General features: G+C 68.2%; 16 protein-coding genes. 6 read left to right on the plus strand and 10 right to left on the minus strand.

The features are described 5' to 3' along the window. The first annotated feature begins 591 nt into the window (after positions 1 to 591). On the plus strand, positions 592 to 2,913 hold the full coding sequence (locus BM066_RS09510; RefSeq protein ID WP_089926651.1) for a GH92 family glycosyl hydrolase: 2,322 nt from the start codon (positions 592 to 594) through the stop codon (positions 2,911 to 2,913). A gap of 105 nt (positions 2,914 to 3,018) precedes the next feature. Here BM066_RS09510 and BM066_RS09515 read toward each other — a convergent pair whose 3' ends face one another. The 4 genes from BM066_RS09515 to obgE form a co-directional block, all read right to left on the minus strand. Beyond that, complete coding sequence (locus tag BM066_RS09515) at positions 3,019 to 3,597, minus strand: hypothetical protein (protein ID WP_143093702.1); 579 nt, start codon at positions 3,595 to 3,597, stop codon at positions 3,019 to 3,021. Positions 3,598 to 3,733: 136 nt separating this feature from the next. Then, positions 3,734 to 4,144 (minus strand): DUF3574 domain-containing protein, encoded by a 411-nt coding sequence (locus BM066_RS09520; protein ID WP_089926657.1) that lies wholly within the window; start codon positions 4,142 to 4,144, stop codon positions 3,734 to 3,736. Continuing rightward, positions 4,145 to 5,278 (minus strand): glutamate 5-kinase, encoded by a 1,134-nt coding sequence (proB, locus tag BM066_RS09525; protein WP_089926661.1) that lies wholly within the window; start codon positions 5,276 to 5,278, stop codon positions 4,145 to 4,147. It lies immediately after the preceding gene. Continuing rightward, on the minus strand, positions 5,278 to 6,342 hold the full coding sequence (gene obgE, locus BM066_RS09530) for a GTPase ObgE (protein WP_089926664.1): 1,065 nt from the start codon (positions 6,340 to 6,342) through the stop codon (positions 5,278 to 5,280). Before obgE ends, proB begins: the two co-directional genes overlap by 1 nt. A gap of 190 nt (positions 6,343 to 6,532) precedes the next feature. On the opposite strand from obgE, the gene BM066_RS09535 reads away from it, so the two are divergent. After that, positions 6,533 to 7,507 carry a hypothetical protein gene (locus BM066_RS09535; RefSeq protein ID WP_089926667.1) on the plus strand — a complete coding sequence of 325 codons (975 nt, stop codon included), beginning with the start codon at positions 6,533 to 6,535 and terminating at the stop codon, positions 7,505 to 7,507. A gap of 162 nt (positions 7,508 to 7,669) precedes the next feature. Continuing rightward, complete coding sequence (locus BM066_RS09540; protein ID WP_143093703.1) at positions 7,670 to 7,921, plus strand: hypothetical protein; 252 nt, start codon at positions 7,670 to 7,672, stop codon at positions 7,919 to 7,921. 39 nt (positions 7,922 to 7,960) lie between these two features. On the opposite strand, the gene BM066_RS09545 is transcribed toward BM066_RS09540, so the two are convergent. The 3 genes from BM066_RS09545 to rplU all read right to left on the minus strand — a co-directional run bounded on the left by BM066_RS09545 (position 7,961) and on the right by rplU (position 9,561). Beyond that, positions 7,961 to 8,494 carry a GNAT family N-acetyltransferase gene (locus BM066_RS09545; protein WP_089926673.1) on the minus strand — a complete coding sequence of 178 codons (534 nt, stop codon included), beginning with the start codon at positions 8,492 to 8,494 and terminating at the stop codon, positions 7,961 to 7,963. A gap of 201 nt (positions 8,495 to 8,695) precedes the next feature. After that, the gene (rpmA, locus tag BM066_RS09550; protein WP_089926676.1) at positions 8,696 to 8,965 is read right to left on the minus strand and encodes a 50S ribosomal protein L27; all 270 of its coding nucleotides are present in this window, start codon (positions 8,963 to 8,965) and stop codon (positions 8,696 to 8,698) included. Between the two features lie 83 nt (positions 8,966 to 9,048). Continuing rightward, positions 9,049 to 9,561 (minus strand): 50S ribosomal protein L21, encoded by a 513-nt coding sequence (gene rplU / locus BM066_RS09555; protein ID WP_089926679.1) that lies wholly within the window; start codon positions 9,559 to 9,561, stop codon positions 9,049 to 9,051. Positions 9,562 to 9,746: 185 nt separating this feature from the next. On the opposite strand from rplU, the gene BM066_RS09560 reads away from it, so the two are divergent. Continuing rightward, positions 9,747 to 10,373 carry a hypothetical protein gene (locus tag BM066_RS09560; protein ID WP_089926682.1) on the plus strand — a complete coding sequence of 209 codons (627 nt, stop codon included), beginning with the start codon at positions 9,747 to 9,749 and terminating at the stop codon, positions 10,371 to 10,373. A gap of 87 nt (positions 10,374 to 10,460) precedes the next feature. After that, complete coding sequence (locus BM066_RS09565) at positions 10,461 to 11,546, plus strand: CobW family GTP-binding protein (protein WP_089926684.1); 1,086 nt, start codon at positions 10,461 to 10,463, stop codon at positions 11,544 to 11,546. Positions 11,547 to 11,699: 153 nt separating this feature from the next. Here BM066_RS09565 and BM066_RS09570 read toward each other — a convergent pair whose 3' ends face one another. Both BM066_RS09570 and BM066_RS09575 read right to left on the minus strand, forming a co-directional pair. Then, positions 11,700 to 12,137, minus strand: a complete 438-nt coding sequence (locus BM066_RS09570) for an ExbD/TolR family protein (RefSeq protein WP_089926687.1) — start codon at positions 12,135 to 12,137, stop codon at positions 11,700 to 11,702. A 156-nt stretch (positions 12,138 to 12,293) separates the two neighbouring features. Next, a complete protein-coding gene (locus BM066_RS09575; protein WP_035073825.1) occupies positions 12,294 to 12,743 on the minus strand; it encodes a biopolymer transporter ExbD in 450 nt (149 codons plus the stop codon). Between the two features lie 223 nt (positions 12,744 to 12,966). Here BM066_RS09575 and BM066_RS09580 point away from each other — a divergent pair, with 223 nt between their 5' ends. Continuing rightward, positions 12,967 to 13,974, plus strand: a complete 1,008-nt coding sequence (locus BM066_RS09580) for a WD40 repeat domain-containing protein (RefSeq protein ID WP_089926690.1) — start codon at positions 12,967 to 12,969, stop codon at positions 13,972 to 13,974. A 127-nt stretch (positions 13,975 to 14,101) separates the two neighbouring features. On the opposite strand, the gene BM066_RS09585 is transcribed toward BM066_RS09580, so the two are convergent. Further along, positions 14,102 to 14,848, minus strand: coding sequence for a copper homeostasis protein CutC (locus BM066_RS09585; protein WP_089926693.1), 747 nt, complete (start codon positions 14,846 to 14,848; stop codon positions 14,102 to 14,104). Positions 14,849 to 14,900 lie beyond the last annotated feature (52 nt).

Here is a 14,900-nt window from a genome sequence, read left to right on the forward strand (position 1 = left end):
CGTATCCTGATCTCACCTCGACGCGGGGAAAGGGCGCATGGCCAGCGACCGATGCGGCGGCGGGGGGCGATCGAGCGGGACTGGGCTGGAGGGGGTTACTCCAGCGTGTCCGGGGCCTTCCATCGTTGGGAAGCCCGCCCGCCGTCGGCGTCGACCGGGGACAAAGCGCGTGAATTGCCCATAGGCCCGCGCCCCCGGCGTCCGGTTTCTCCCGAAAGGGATCGAGACCGGGTCCGGCTAAGCCTCAACAGGGCTGCCCACCGGACGCTGGCGGAAAACGACCGCGCGGAGCGATCGGGCTTCGTCGAAACGGTATTTATCAAAGAACTCCGGACGTCGTCCGGCGCTCCGCGTCCCTTTCCGATAGCTCAGCGGGTTTCCGCGTGAGGACGAGAAGCCGTGCCACGAAGCCCCCTCAGTCGCTTCGCGACAGCTCCCCCAGAGGGGGAGCAGCTATGCCGCGCTAGATCCTCCCCCTCTGGGGGAGGTGGCCCGGAGGGCCGGAGGGGGACCGCGGCGTGGGCCGCGTAAACCGGATGACGCCCGCCGCCTTCACCCCCTAAGGTCCCGCCAGCCTCGGAGGAGAATCCCATGCGTCCTGGACTGCTGCTGGCCGCGGTCGCCGCGCTCGCCGCCCCTTCGGCCTTCGCCCAGGACAAGACGCCCTACCAGGCCGTCGACCCGTTCATCGGCACGGGCGGCGACGGCCATACCTTCCCCGGCGCGGTGGCCCCGTTCGGCATGGTCCAGCTCAGCCCCGACACCGACATCCTGCCGTTCAAGCAGAGCTACGCCCGCGCCGCTGGCTACCGCTACAGCGACCCGACGATCCTGGGCTTCTCGCACACCCACTTCTCGGGCTCGGGCCATTCGGACCTGGGCGACATCCTGCTGGCCCCGGTCTCGGGCGAGGCCCGGCTGGAGCCAGGCCAGGCCGACAAGCCGGGCTCGGGCTACCGCTCGCGCTTCACCCACGACGGCGAGGTCGCCCAGCCCGGCTACTACGCCGTCACCCTGACCGACAGCCAGGTGCGAGCCGAGCTGACGGCCGGCCCGCGCACCGGCCTGCACCGCTACAGCTACGCCAAGGGCGCGCGGGCCCAGGTGCTGCTGGACCTGCGCACCTCGATCTACAACTATCCGGGCAAGGTCAGCTGGTCGCGGATCCGCGTCGCCGAGGACGGCACGGTGACCGGGATGCGCGAGACGCGCGGCTGGGCGCCGGGCCGCCAGCTCTATTTCGCCCTGCGCTTCAGCAAGCCGCTGGTCGGCAAGGCGCTGTACAACACCGAGGCCGACGTCCCCTACAAGGGCTTCGCCCAGCCGGGCCGCACGCCTAACGACCGCGCCCAGATGGAGGGCCGGGCCCTGGTCGGGGTCTTCGACTTCGGGACGATCGACGGGCCGCTGGTGGTCAAGGCGGCCCTTTCCTCGGTCAGCGAGGACAACGCCGTCCTCAACCTCGACAGCGACGAGAAAGGCTTCGACTTCGACGGCCTGCGGGCCCACACCCGGGCCGATTGGGAGAAGGCCCTGGGCGCGGTCGAGATCGCCGCCCCGGCCGAGATGCGGACCAATGTCTACACCGCCCTCTATCACACGCTGCTGGCCCCCAGCGTGTTCAGCGACGTCGACGGCCGCTATCGCGGGCCGGACAACGAAGTGCATCAGGCGAAAGGCTTCACCTTCCACTCGACCTTCTCGCTGTGGGACACCTTCCGCGCCGAGCATCCGCTGCTGACCCTGGTCCAACCGGAGCAGCGCACCCGCGACGTGGTCAATTCGTTGATCGCGTCCCAGCAGGAGAGCCCGTACGGGATCCTGCCGGTCTGGCAATTCCACGGCCAGGAGACCTGGACGATGATCGGCTACCACGCCGTGCCGGTGATCGCCGACGCGTACCTGAAGGGGATCCGGGGCTTCGACGAGAAGGCGGCCCTGGACGCCATGGTCAAGAGCGCCACCTACGCCCCCTATGGCGGCCTGGGCGACTACATGACCCTCGGCTACGTGCCGATCGACAAGGAGCCGGAGGCCGCCTCCAAGACCGTCGAATACGCCTATGACGACTGGACCATCGCCCGCATGGCCAAGGCCATGGGCCGCGACGACGTGGCCGCGACCTTCGAGAAACGCGCGGGCAACTGGAGGAACAGCTTCGACGCCAAGACCGGCTTCCTGCGGGCCAGGAAGAGCGACGGGAGCTTCCGCACGCCGTTCGACCCGACCGCGATCAACTACGGCTCGGACTACACCGAGGGCAACGCCTGGCAATATTCGTGGTTCGCGCCGCAGGACCTGGGCGGGCTGGTGGGGCTGATGGGCGGCGACGCTGCGACCGTGAAGAAGCTGGACGCCATGTTCGACTTCGACAATTCCAAGCTCGACTACTCGCACGCCGAGGACATCGCCGGCCTGATCGGCCAGTACATCCACGGCAACGAGCCCAGCCACCACGTGGCCTATCTCTACGACTACGCCGGCGCGCCGTGGCGCACCCAGGCCCGGCTGACCCAGATCGTGAAATCGCAGTACAGGCCCACGCCCGACGGCCTGTCGGGCAATGACGACCTGGGCCAGATGTCGGCCTGGCTGGTGTTCACCGCGCTGGGCTTCTATCCGGTGGCGCCGGGCTCGAACGAATATGTGATCGGCCGGCCGTTCGTGGAGCGGGCGGCGCTGAACCTGCCGAACGGCAAGCGGTTCACGGTGCGGGCCGTGGGCCTGTCGGACGCCGCGCCCTATGTCGGCGCGGTGACCCTGAACGGCCGGCCGCTGACGCGCAGCTTCCTGCGCGACGCCGAGATCCGGGCCGGGGGCGAGCTGGTCTTCACCATGAGCGCCAAGCCGAACAAGGCCTGGGCGACGGGGGCGAAGGACCGGCCGATGTCGATGACGGGGTACGGACGGTGATGGCGCGTCGAAACGCCCTGAGCGTGGAGGTCCTTGAAGGGCCCTTGCAGGAGGGGAAAAGGCTCCGGATCAGACCGCCAGGGCGTTGCTTTTGCTCGAAACCGTCTAGTAGTCCAGGTCGGCCATGTTGATCCAGGCCGGGCCTGGCGCGCCTCGTGACTTGAAGGTCACGCGCGGCCGGAACTTCACGACGTCGACGCCGCCTCGAGAGGCGCCGACGAGGACTTCGCCGCTCGCACGGGAGATTTGCTCATAGCGGAGCTTGGCGGCCTGGTCGCTTTCCCAATGCGCGTCTTCGGCCCCGCCCTGCGGATGATTGGCCCGCGTATAGTAGAGATCATATACGAATTTCAGCGTCGATCGGCCGCCCGTCGGGATGATCTGTCCCCACAGATTGGCGATGTTGCCTGTACAGTTCTTGCAGGGACTATACTTGCAGAAGGTGACGATTTTGATCGTCCGGTCGTCACCCAGCGCCGGATCACTTTGTTTCGAAGCCAGGAATTGCTGAAACAGCAGGGACTCGATGCAGTAGCCGGCGCTGAGGCTGAACGATCTGCGGCGCGCCCAAATCGTCTGTCCGCCCGCGCGAACGACCATGCCGCCAGCCATATCCGTCCTGCCGCCCGCTTCGGAGCGTGCGATTTCCGCCAATCCGATGGCGTCGTGAGTTCCCCGTCCCATGGCTAAGCTCCGGTATGAATCAGAACCACGGTTCAGCGGTCGAATGGAACAGCTTGATCGGCGCGCTCAACCTTAGGGGATATTATAAGTGGTCACATGGTCCAGATTGCAACCCCCTTTCGCCAGCAGTCGGGCCCTAGAAGCCCATGCAAACCGGCTGCACCGTCACCAGGACGGCTTCCTGGGAAAACCGCGTCTCGTAGGCGCGCCGCACGGCGTCGAGCTTGTCCTCGCCGCCCGTACGACCGGGCAGGGCCAGGACCACCACCTTCGACGGCTCGCGACCGACGACGCCGTCGGCGCCGCGCCACTGGCCGGCGGCGTCCAGGATAGTCAGGCCGTCGGGGAAACGCGGGGTCAGTTCCTCGTCGACGAAGCGGGCGAAGTCGGCGTCCGAGACGCCGACCTGGTCGCCGATGTCGCGGCCGAAGAACAGCTGGGCGGTGCGGCCGGGGCTCAGGCCAGCCGGGCAGGTCGCCGGCGCCAGGCTGGCGCAGCCGCAGAGCAGCGTCGCGCCGGCCAGCAGGAGCGCCAGCGCGATCCGCATCTAGCCTCCCACCGCCAGGTCGTCGGCGTGGATCATCGGGCCTTCGGTGAAGCCCAGCTCGGCCTCGATGGCGTCGGAGCGCAGGCCGGCGATGCGGTGGGCGTCGGCGCTGTCGTAGCGGACCAGGCCGCGGGCCACCTCGCGGCCGGTCTCGTCGCGCACCCGGACGGCGTCGCCCTTGTCGAACGGGCCCTCGACCGCGCGCACCCCGGCGCAGAGCAGGCTCTTGCCGCCGGCCAGGGCGGCGGCGGCCCCGGCGTCGACGGTCAGCCAGCCCTGGGGGGCCAGCGAGCCGGCGATCCAGGCCTTGTAGGCGGCGGCGGGCGAGGCCCCGGCCTCGATCACCGTGGCCGGGGCCCCGTCCTCGATGGCCTGCAGCGGCGCGGGGCGCGAGCCCAGGGTGATCAGGGTGGCGCAGCCGGCGGCGCGGGCGATGCGGGCGGCGGCGATCTTGGTGGCCATGCCGCCGGTGCCGACCCCGGCCGAGGCGTTGGCCCCCTCGGCCATGCCGGCGATCTCGGGCGTGATCTCGCTGACCCGAGCGATGTGGGCGGCCGACGGGTCGCGGCGCGGGTCGGCGGTGTAGAGACCGTCGATGTCGGACAGCAGCACCAGCAGGTCGGCGCCGACCATCTGGGCCACGCGGGCCGCCAGCCGGTCATTGTCGCCGTAGCGGATCTCCTCGGTCACCACCGTGTCGTTCTCGTTGACCACGGGCACGACGTTCAGGGCGATCAGGGTCTCGGCCGTGGCGCGGGCGTTCAGCCAGCGGCGGCGGACCTCGGTGTCGTCGCGGGTCAGCAGGATCTGGGCGGCCCCGACCCCGTGCGGCTCCAGCGCCTCCTCCCAGGCCCGCATCAGCACCGACTGGCCGGCGGCGGCCGCGGCCTGTTTCTCGGGCAGGGTCAGGGACTTGCGGCCCGTCAGTCCCAGGCGCCGGCGGCCCAGGGCCACGGCCCCGGACGACACCACCACCACCTGCTGGCCGCGGGCCCGCAGCCGGGCCAGGTCGGCGCAGAAGGCGTCAAGCCAGGCGCGGTCGGCCGCGCCGGTGGCGGCGTCGACCAGCAGGGCCGAGCCGACCTTGAAGACGATGCGCTTGGCGCGACTGAGCGCTCCCCCCGACGAGCTCATTACGGCGTCCAGCCCCCGGGGGTCTCCTCGACGTGATCCTCGTCGTCCTCGATCTCCTCGATCGCGTCGCCCCGGCGGATGCGCACCTGGGTGTAGGCGGCGCGCAGCAGCTCGGTGACGCCCTCGCCGGAAACGCCGGAGACCAGCATCGGCTTCGTACCGGACACGGCTTCCAGCTCGGCGGCCTTGGCGGCGCGAGTCTCCTCGTCCAGGGCGTCGATCTTGTTCAGGGCAAGGATCTCGGACTTGTCGGCCAGCTCGTCGCCATAGGCTTCCAGCTCGCCGCGGATCGTGGTCCAGGCGCCGGCGATGTCCTCCTGGGTGGCGTCGACCAGGTGGATCAACACGGCCGAGCGCTCGACGTGGCCCAGGAACCGCGTGCCCAGGCCCGCGCCCTCGCTGGCGCCCTCGATCAGGCCGGGAATGTCGGCCATCACGAAGCGCTCGCTGGTCGACAGGTCGACCATGCCCAGGTTCGGAGTCAGGGTGGTGAACGGATAGTCGGCGATCTTCGGCTTGGCGGCGCTGGCGGCGGCCAGGAAGGTCGACTTGCCGGCGTTGGGCAGGCCGACCAGGCCGACGTCGGCGATCAGCTTCAGCCGCAGCCAGACCCACAGCTCCTCGCCCTCCTGGCCGGGATTGGCGTACTTCGGCGCCTGGTTGACCGGGCCCTTGAAGTGCAGGTTGCCCCAGCCGCCATTGCCGCCCTTGGCCAGGCGCAGGGTCATGCCGGCGGTGTCGAGGTCGGCGATCAGGGTCTCCTTGTCCTCCTCCAGCACCTGGGTGCCGACGGGAACTTTCAGGATCACGTCCTCGCCGGCCGCGCCGTGACGCGCCCGACCCATGCCATGGACGCCGGTCCCGGCCTTGAAGTGTTGCTGGTAGCGGTAGTCGATCAGGGTGTTGAGGCCCTCGACCGCCTCGATCCACACGTCGCCGCCTCGGCCGCCGTCCCCGCCGTCGGGGCCGCCGTATTCGATGTACTTCTCGCGTCGGAACGAGACCGCGCCGCCGCCGCCGTTGCCGGAGCGGACATAGATTTTGCACTGGTCCAAGAATTTCATGAGCGTCTTTTGTCGCAAGGCGGCTTGTCCGTCGAGCCGAAACCCGCCCACAGCCAAGCCTGGAAAGCGTTTGGAGGCCGAAATCTGGTCGTTTTGGCCCTGCTTTCCAGGTCGAACCGCGTTCGGCATCGTGACGAAATGTTAAAACAGATCATGCGACATACGGTCCTATGAGCAAGCCGACGGGACCATGGCGCGGGGAGGGCTGGCGTTGACGACGATTTCCGACGCCGAATTTGCGCACGACCTGCAGGATCTGACGCTGCCGACCCTGTGTCGCAAGTACACCCACGAGGCGTCGCTCCACCGGAACATGCTGATGAGCCGGGGCACGGGCCTGGCGCCCGAATGGCGCGACTTCCGCGCCTTCCTGATCGCCGTCGGCCGTCGGCCGAGCGAGGCGCACAACTTCATCCTGCTCAATCGCAACGAACGCACCTATGGCCCCGGACGGGCGCGGTGGATGACGGCCGAGGAACAGGCCGCCCACGAGGAAGAGTTCGACCGCCAGCAGGCGGCCAAGAGCCGCGAAGCCCACCAGCTGATGCACCAGGCCGCGGCGATGAAGCGGGCCAGCGCGCCCAACGCGGCCAACTTCGGCCAGTGGACCCCGATGGCCGGCCGCCAGGTGGCCTATACCGAGGTCGCCAAGCGCCTGGCGATTCCGATCAACGCCCTGAACAAGACCATGGCCGACGGCCGCACGGCGGACGAGCTGGTCAAGCGCTCGGGCTCGGCCCAGGAACTGATCAATCCGGAGCTGCAATGGCTGCCGCCGGACCCGACCCGCAAGGCCAATTTCTTCGAGGCCTTCCGCATCTGGCACATGCAGGTGCAGCCGCAGTTCGCCCGCGCCGCCACCCCGACCTTCCTGTTCCTCTACATCGCCCTGCCGGTGATGAAGGAGTGCCGGGACGAGCTGATGGCCCTGAACCTGTGGAACCCGCTGGGCCAGCGGGCCATGAACGCCCGCGACAGCCACGTGGCCTGGAAGAAGTACTGCGAGTTCATGCCCCGCGCCCAGGTGGCGATGATGGAAATCCCCATCTACGCCACCTATTCCCTGCTCAGCGACCTGGACGCCCTGTGCGAGCGGATCGTCGTCGCCGAGAAACGCTTCCGCGAAGGCCCGCAAAAGGTCGTGGCGACGCACCGGGCGGCTTAGGACGCTTAATCCTAGATAGCGCTCGCGGTCTGCGACCTTTCATGCTGCAAGGAAGCTTCACCACTTTTTCGGGGGGCATTCTCCATGCGTTTGGGTTTTCTGTCTCGCGCCATCCTCGCGGTCCTCGCGACCGCCGCCGTGTCCTCGCCGGCGTCGGCCGATATGCTGATTGAGCTCCCCACCGCCTGGCGGTTGGAGAACTACGCCAACGAGAACATCGTGATCTGGTTCACCGGGGCGTCGGCCGTCGGATGCACGAACGGGCGCCTGGCGCCGGACAGCGCCATGAGCGCGCAAGACCGCAGCCGTCTGTGGTCGCTGGTGCTGTCGGCCAAGCTGAGCAACCGCAAGGTCGGCCTCAGTTATTCGGGGACCGGCAACGCCTGCGTCATCACCAGCTTCTTCATCGACTAGACGCGGCTCTGGGCCGCAGCTCGGCGGCCCCGGCTCGGTTCAGGCCAGCCACACCATCATCCGCGTCGGCACGGGCTCGCCCCGCGCCGTCGACGGCTTGGCCTCGACGACGCCCGTATAGAGGAACCCCGCCTTGACCAGCACCTGGCCGGACGCCGGGTTGTCGGCGAAGTGGCCGGCGACGACCAGCTTCCTGCGCCAGTCGCGCTTGGCCCAGGCCAGGGCGCCCTGGGTCGCCTCCGTCGCCAGGCCGCGGCCCCAATAGGGCCGGCCGATCCAGTAGCCGATTTCCAGGTGGCCGACCGGCGGGGTGAAGAAGCCCAGCACCCCGACCACGCCCTCGTCCTCGAGGTCGATCACGAAGGTGGCGTCCTTGCGCCGGTCCTGGATCTGGCAGCGGGCCACGAAGCCGTCGGCGTCGCCCTGGCTGTAGGGCCAGGGCATGCGGGTGGTCATCTTGGCGATCGCATAGTCGCCGCACAGCGCCGCGATCCGGCTCGCGTCGTCGATCCGGGGAGTCCGCAGCGTCAGCCGCCGCGTCTCGATGGTCGGAGCTTTCTCGATCACGCACATGGCGCGTCTCCCGTTCTCGGTCCTTCTAGGTGGGGACCGTGACGCTCGGATTTCAGGCCTGGGGTGCTTTTGCGGCCAAGAAATTTCGAGCGCGGACAAAACAAAAGCGGGGAGCCCGGCGTCCGGACTCCCCGCTTGGGTCTTGTCTGTCCGGATCGTCTTTCTGGAGGAAAGCGCGACCCGGTCTCTACGCGGTTCGCGCTATTCGGCGGCTTGAGCCGCCGGAGCCACGTTCACGTAGGTCCGATTGTTGCGCTTGGTGACGAACGCCACCGCGCCCTCGATAAGGGCGAACAGGGTATGGTCCTTGCCCATGCCGACATTGACGCCCGGGTAGAACTTGGTGCCGCGTTGACGGATGATGATGTTGCCGGCGGCGACCTTCTGGCCGCCGAACTTCTTCACGCCAAGACGACGGCCAGCCGAGTCGCGGCCGTTGCTGGACGAACCACCAGATTTCTTGTGAGCCATAGCGGCCTCCTAGTTCCTTTGGTCCGGTTTCCCTCAGAAGAGACCTGGACCAAGCTAATCGTTCATTGAGCCCCGCGAGGGTCTCAGGCTTCGGCTTCCGGAGCGGTCTCGGCGGCGGCCTTCTTCGGCGCGGCCTTCTTCTTCGGAGCGGGGGCGGCTTCGGCCTTCACCGGAGCGGTCGGGATGGTCGCCGGGACGGCGGCGTCACCCAGGCCGCGGGCGCGGGCGTTCAGGATCACCTTCGGGGTCAGGTCGATCGCGCCGTCCCACTTGCTTTCCTTGCCGGCGCCGGCGACCGAGGTCACGCGGATGACCGACTCGGTCTGGCGGTGGCCGCGAGTGCGGCGATAGCCCTGGCGGCGGATCTTCTTGAAGATCTTCACCTTCTCGCCCTTGCGGGTTTCGAGCAGGGTTCCGGAGACGACAGCGCCGTCCACCGTGGGGGCGCCGACCGTCACGGCCTCGCCTTCGCCAAGCATCAGGACTTCGCCGAAAGCGACTTCCGCGCCCGGTTCACCGTCGAGCTTTTCGACAACCAGCAGGTCGCCGGCTTGGACCCGGTACTGCTTGCCGCCGGTTTTGATCACCGCGTACATAGGTTAGCGCCTTAAGAAACGTGCGTTCGCAAAATAGGGAACGCCCGCGAGGAAACCCAGCGGGCGAGGGGGCGGACTTATACAGGCCAAGCCCGGTGAGTCAACGGCCGGATGCGGCTTTCCGGCAACCATCACGAGTCAGATCGGGCTGGCGTGTTACAATATAACAATCTAAAGGTCGGGGCGTGAACACGACCTTCTTCGCCTCCGTCGCCGCTACCGGTTTCGCCGTGGCCTTCCTGCACGCCGCCCTGCCCACGCACTGGCTGCCGTTCGTGCTGGTCGGCCGCGCCCAGAGGTGGACGACGGGGCGCACCTTGGGCGTCACCCTGCTGGCGGGCCTCGGCCATGTGGGCCTGACGATCCTGCTGGGCCTGGCGGTGGTGGCCGCGGGCCTGGTGGCCCAGCCGCACCTGGGGGACTCCTTTCACTGGATCGTCGGAGGGCTGATGGCGGCGATCGGCGTCTTCTATCTGGTCCGGGGCCGTCACCGGCACGCCACGATGGACACGAGCCGCAAGTTCACCTCGGACCGCGCGGCGATCACCGCCCTGGTGGTGCTGCTGACCCTGTCGCCGTGCGAGGCGTTCCTGCCCTATTATCTGGCGGGGATGGAGCACGGCGTGGTCGGCTTCGTGATCCTGAGCGCGGTGCTGATGGCCGCCACCGCGGCGGGCATGCTGGTTTTCACGGGCCTCAGCCTGGCCGGCTTCAACCGCCTGGGCCTGGAGCGGCTGGAGCAGTATGAAGAGCTGATCCTCGGCGCCGCCCTGATCGTGATCGGCGCGGCGGTGGCGTTCCTGAAGACCTGATTTTTTGATCCGCTCATGCCGGCGGTTTGGAGGAATGCAGTGGAGGCCCCGCTTCCCCCGCGCGTCCTTCACTCCTAAATAGCGCGCATGACCCAGACTCCCGCCCAAACCGGCAAGATCCCCGTCACCGTGCTGACCGGCTATCTCGGCGCCGGCAAGACCACCCTGCTCAACCGCATCCTCACCGAGGAGCACGGCAAGCGCTACGCCGTGATCGTCAACGAGTTCGGCGAGGTCGGCATCGACAACGACCTGGTGGTCGGGGCGGATGAAGAAGTGTTCGAGATGAACAACGGCTGCGTCTGCTGCACGGTGCGTGGCGACCTGATCCGGGTGCTGCAAGGCCTGATGAAGCGCAAGGGCGGCTTTGACGCCATCGTGGTGGAGACCACCGGCCTGGCCGATCCGGGCCCGGTGGCCCAGACCTTCTTCGTCGACGACGACGTCAAGGCCCGCACCTATCTCGACTCGGTCACCGCGGTGGTCGACGCCAAGCACATCCTGCTGCGCCTCGGCGATTCCAAGGAAGCGGTCGAGCAGATCGCCTTCGCCGACCAGATCGTGCTCAACAAGACCGACCTGGTTTCGGAGGACGACCTGCGCCACGTCGAGGCCCGCATCAAGCGGATCAACCCGCTGGCCCCGATCCACCGCGCCCAGCGCTCGAACGTCCCGCTCGAGGCGATCATCGGCAAGCACAGCTTCGATCTGGAGCGGATCACCGAGCTGGAGCCGGAGTTCCTGAACCCGGCCCACGGCGAGGACGGCCATGTGCACGACGAGCACTGCGGCCACGATCATCATCATCATGACCATGACCACCACCATGGTCACGACCACCATCACCACCACGACTCCAAGAGCGACATCCACGACGACGGCGTGAAGGGGATCTCCCTGACGCTGGACAAGCCCGTCGACGGCCAGAAGATCACCACCTGGCTCAACGACCTGCTGGCGCGCCGCGGCCCGGACATCCTGCGCGCCAAGGGCATCATCGACGTCAAGGGCGAGGAGCGCCGCCTGGTCTTCCAGGCCGTGCACATGATCCTGGAGGGCGACTTCCAGCGCCCGTGGACCGACAAGGACAACCGCTACAGCCGCATGGTGTTCATCGGCCGGGACCTGGACGAGGCCGAACTGAAGGCCGGTTTCGAGGCGACGACGGCTTAGAATAGGGGCGGTGCGGACGCACTTGCCCCCACCTGACCGCTACGCGGTCTGTCGCGGCGAGGGGGCGGAGCTTTCACGCTTAGGCTCTTTCCCCTTTGGGGGAGGAGCGCCGCAGGCGCGGAGGGGGCAAGGGTTCGCCCCTCCGCCCAAACCTCAATGCAGATCCTCGTTGACGATCCCGATCTGGGTCCAGCCCTCGGTATGGATCCGGTCGATCACGCCCATCAGCGCCTCGTAGGGCACGTCTGCCTGGGCGCTGACCATCAGGCGCTGGTCCTTGCGCGGGCCCTGCTGGCCGTCGGCGGCGAACCTGGCGCTCAGGTCCTGGGCCAGGGTCTGCAGGCTGGTGGGCTGGCCCGCCAGATAGAGCGCGCCTGAATTCTGGATGGTGATCACCGCCGGCGGCTTGGGTGGCGTTGCGGTCTTCCGGGCCGGCGGCATGTCCAGCTTGATCGAGGTCGTCGCCATCGGCACGGCGACCATGAAGATGATCAGCAGCACCAGCAGGATGTCGACGAACGGCGTGACGTTGATGTCCGCGTTCTGCCGGATCGCATAGGCCCCGCCGCCGCCTGCGAGTTTCGCCGCCATAACCTGTCTCCTCCCCATGCCCCGCTTGGGGTTCATTGAAGTTACAGGTGTAGTTTGATCAACTTCTTACATTTGTAAAGCGCTAGATTCCAGGCACGAAAAAGGGGCCGGACGTGGCGCCCGGCCCCTGATTTCCGTCGATCGCGGAAGAAATCCTTAGTGGATGTCTTCGTTGATCAGGCCGACCTTGTACCAGCCGGCGGTCTGCAGAGCGTTCAGCACGCCCATGAAGTCGGCATAGGTCACGTCGGCGTCGGCGCGGACCATGACGCGCTGGTCGTCTTTCGGGCCGGCCTGGCCGGTCGCGGCGAACTTGGCGTCCAGGTCGAATTGCAGGTTGTCCAGGCTGGTCTGCTTTTCAGCGACGTACAGCGCGCCCGACTTCTGGATCGAGATGAACACCGGCTCCTTCGGCTTGGGGGCGTTCGGCGGCGGCGGGGTGGCCGGCGGCAGGTCGACCTTGATCGCCACGGTCGCCATCGGCACGGCGACCATGAAGATGATCAGCAGCACGAGCAGGATGTCGACGAAGGGCGTGACGTTGATTTCGGAGTTCTGGCCGAGCGAATAACGACCGCCCCCACCGCCAGCAAGTTTAGCCGCCATAGCCTGACTGTCTCCCAAGGGCCGCGTCTGTCGCGGTCCCGAAAATGTTAGATCGCCACGTCTGGCGCAGACGGGCGCGGAAGTAAAGCCCGACGACGCGGCGCGATGGCAACCCCTTTTGTGACTCTTTTTGACGGAACGGCGTTCAAACGGCGGGTTCTCCGGGGGCGGCTCGCGTGACGCGCGACTAGGCGCCCGGATCGAGGCGCGGTATGGCGCGCGGATGATCTATTCCTTCGACGCCTACGTCACCGCCGCCCTGTTCGACCGCGCTGGCCGGGCCGCCTTCGCCCTGGGCGACGGCACGGTCCGATTCGAGAACGAGGGCGGATTCGTCACCGTCGAGGCCCACCAGGGCGCGGTCCTGGCCGCCGCCGTCCACCCGTCGGGCCGCGGGATCGTCACCGGCGGCGACGACGGCCGCGTGGTGTGGAGCCGGGTCGAGGGCGACGAGGTGGCCGCCACCCTGATCGCCGAGGTCAAGGGCCGCTGGATCGAGCATGTCGCCGCCAGCGCCGCCTCGGGCCTGATCGCCTTTTCCGCCGGCAAGGAAGCCCACGTCCGCGACAGCGCCGACCCGACGTTCCTGCGCGTGTTCGCTCACGACAAGACCGTCTCGGGCCTGGCCTTCGATCCGAAAGGCCGCCGCCTGGCGACGGCGGGCTATGGCGGGGTCTGGCTATGGTGGGCCAGGATCGACGGCCAGAAGCCGCAGGCGATGAAGTGGGCCGGCAGCCACATCGCCGCCGTGTTCAGCCCCGACGGCAAGTTCCTGGTCTCGTCGATGCAGGAGAACCAGCTGCACGGCTGGCGGCTGTCGGACGCCAAGGACATGCGGATGGGCGGCTATCCGGCCAAGATCAAGAGCCTGGCCTTCTTCGACAAGGGCAATCTGATGGTCACGGCCGGCGCCAACGGCGCGGTGGTCTGGCCGTTCGCCGGCGCCAACGGCCCGATGGGCAAGGAAGCCGCCGAGATCGGCTTCTCGCGCGACTCGATGGTCGTCCAGGTCGCCGGCGTCGAGGCCCTGCCGGTGGCTGTCGCCGGCCAGGACAACGGCAAGATCTGGGCCGCCCACATGCGCTCGGGCCGCATCGAGACCCTCAAGGCCGAGAAGGGCGCGGCGATCAGCGCCCTGTCGGTCTCGGCGGACGGCGCGCGCCTGGCCTGGGGCGACGAGGACGGCGAGGCGGGGGTGATCGCGATCCCGGCGATGGACACGCAGTTCTAGGCTCAATACTTGCCCCCACCTGACGGCTTCGCCGTCTGTCCGCCCCCGTAGGGGCGGAGCCTCTAGCGCTCTTCCCCCTTTTTGGGGGAAGACGACGGCGCAGCGGTCCGTAGGGGGCAAATGGTCGCTACTCGAGCCCCCGCAGCACCTTCGCCACCTGAGCCACCACCGCCTGGTCGGTATCCCGCAGGCCGTCCTGCACGAAGCCCAGTTTGTAGGCCCGATCCTCGTGGCCCTGGCCAAGGCCATAGGCCATCGGGCCGCTGCACGAGCCGTGCACCTCGCGCACGCCGGTCCGCGCCACCAGTTCGGCGACGTTCGACGGATTGACCCCGCCGCCGGCCAGGATGGCGATGCGGCCGGCCGCCCGCTCGACCAGCACCGCGATCGTCTCGGCCCCGGCCATGGCGTTCAGGGCTTGGCCGGAGGTCAGGATCCGCTCGAAGCCCAGGTCGATGGCGGTCTCCAGCGCCGCGAACGGATCGGGGGTCAGGTCGAAGGCCCGGTGCAGGGTCACGCCCAGGTCCTCGGCGTGGGCGACCAGCATCGCCAAGGCCTCGACGTCCAGGTCTCCGGCGGGCCGGTTGGCGCCGATCACCACCCCGGCCAGGCCCGCCGCCCGCACGGCGTCGATGTCGCGGAACATGGCGTCCAGGTCGCCGGCGTCATAGACGAAGTCGCCGTTGCGCGGCCGGATCATCGGATAGATTGGAATCGGCGCCTCCGCCGCGAGCGCCATCAGCCCGGGCGTCGGGGTCAGGCCCTGCAGGGCCAGGGCCGAGCACAGCTCGATGCGGTCCGCGCCGCCGGCGATCGCCGCCGCCAGTCCGGCGGGCGTGTCGACACAGACTTCCAGGATCACGCGGTCGGACATCTTCGCCTCTTCGATGCTCAGGCTTCAGCTAGACGCGTGACGGGCGCCGAAA

Source organism: Caulobacter sp. UNC279MFTsu5.1, assembly GCF_900114015.1.
In the GTDB taxonomy this organism is placed as follows: Bacteria; Pseudomonadota; Alphaproteobacteria; order Caulobacterales; family Caulobacteraceae; genus Caulobacter.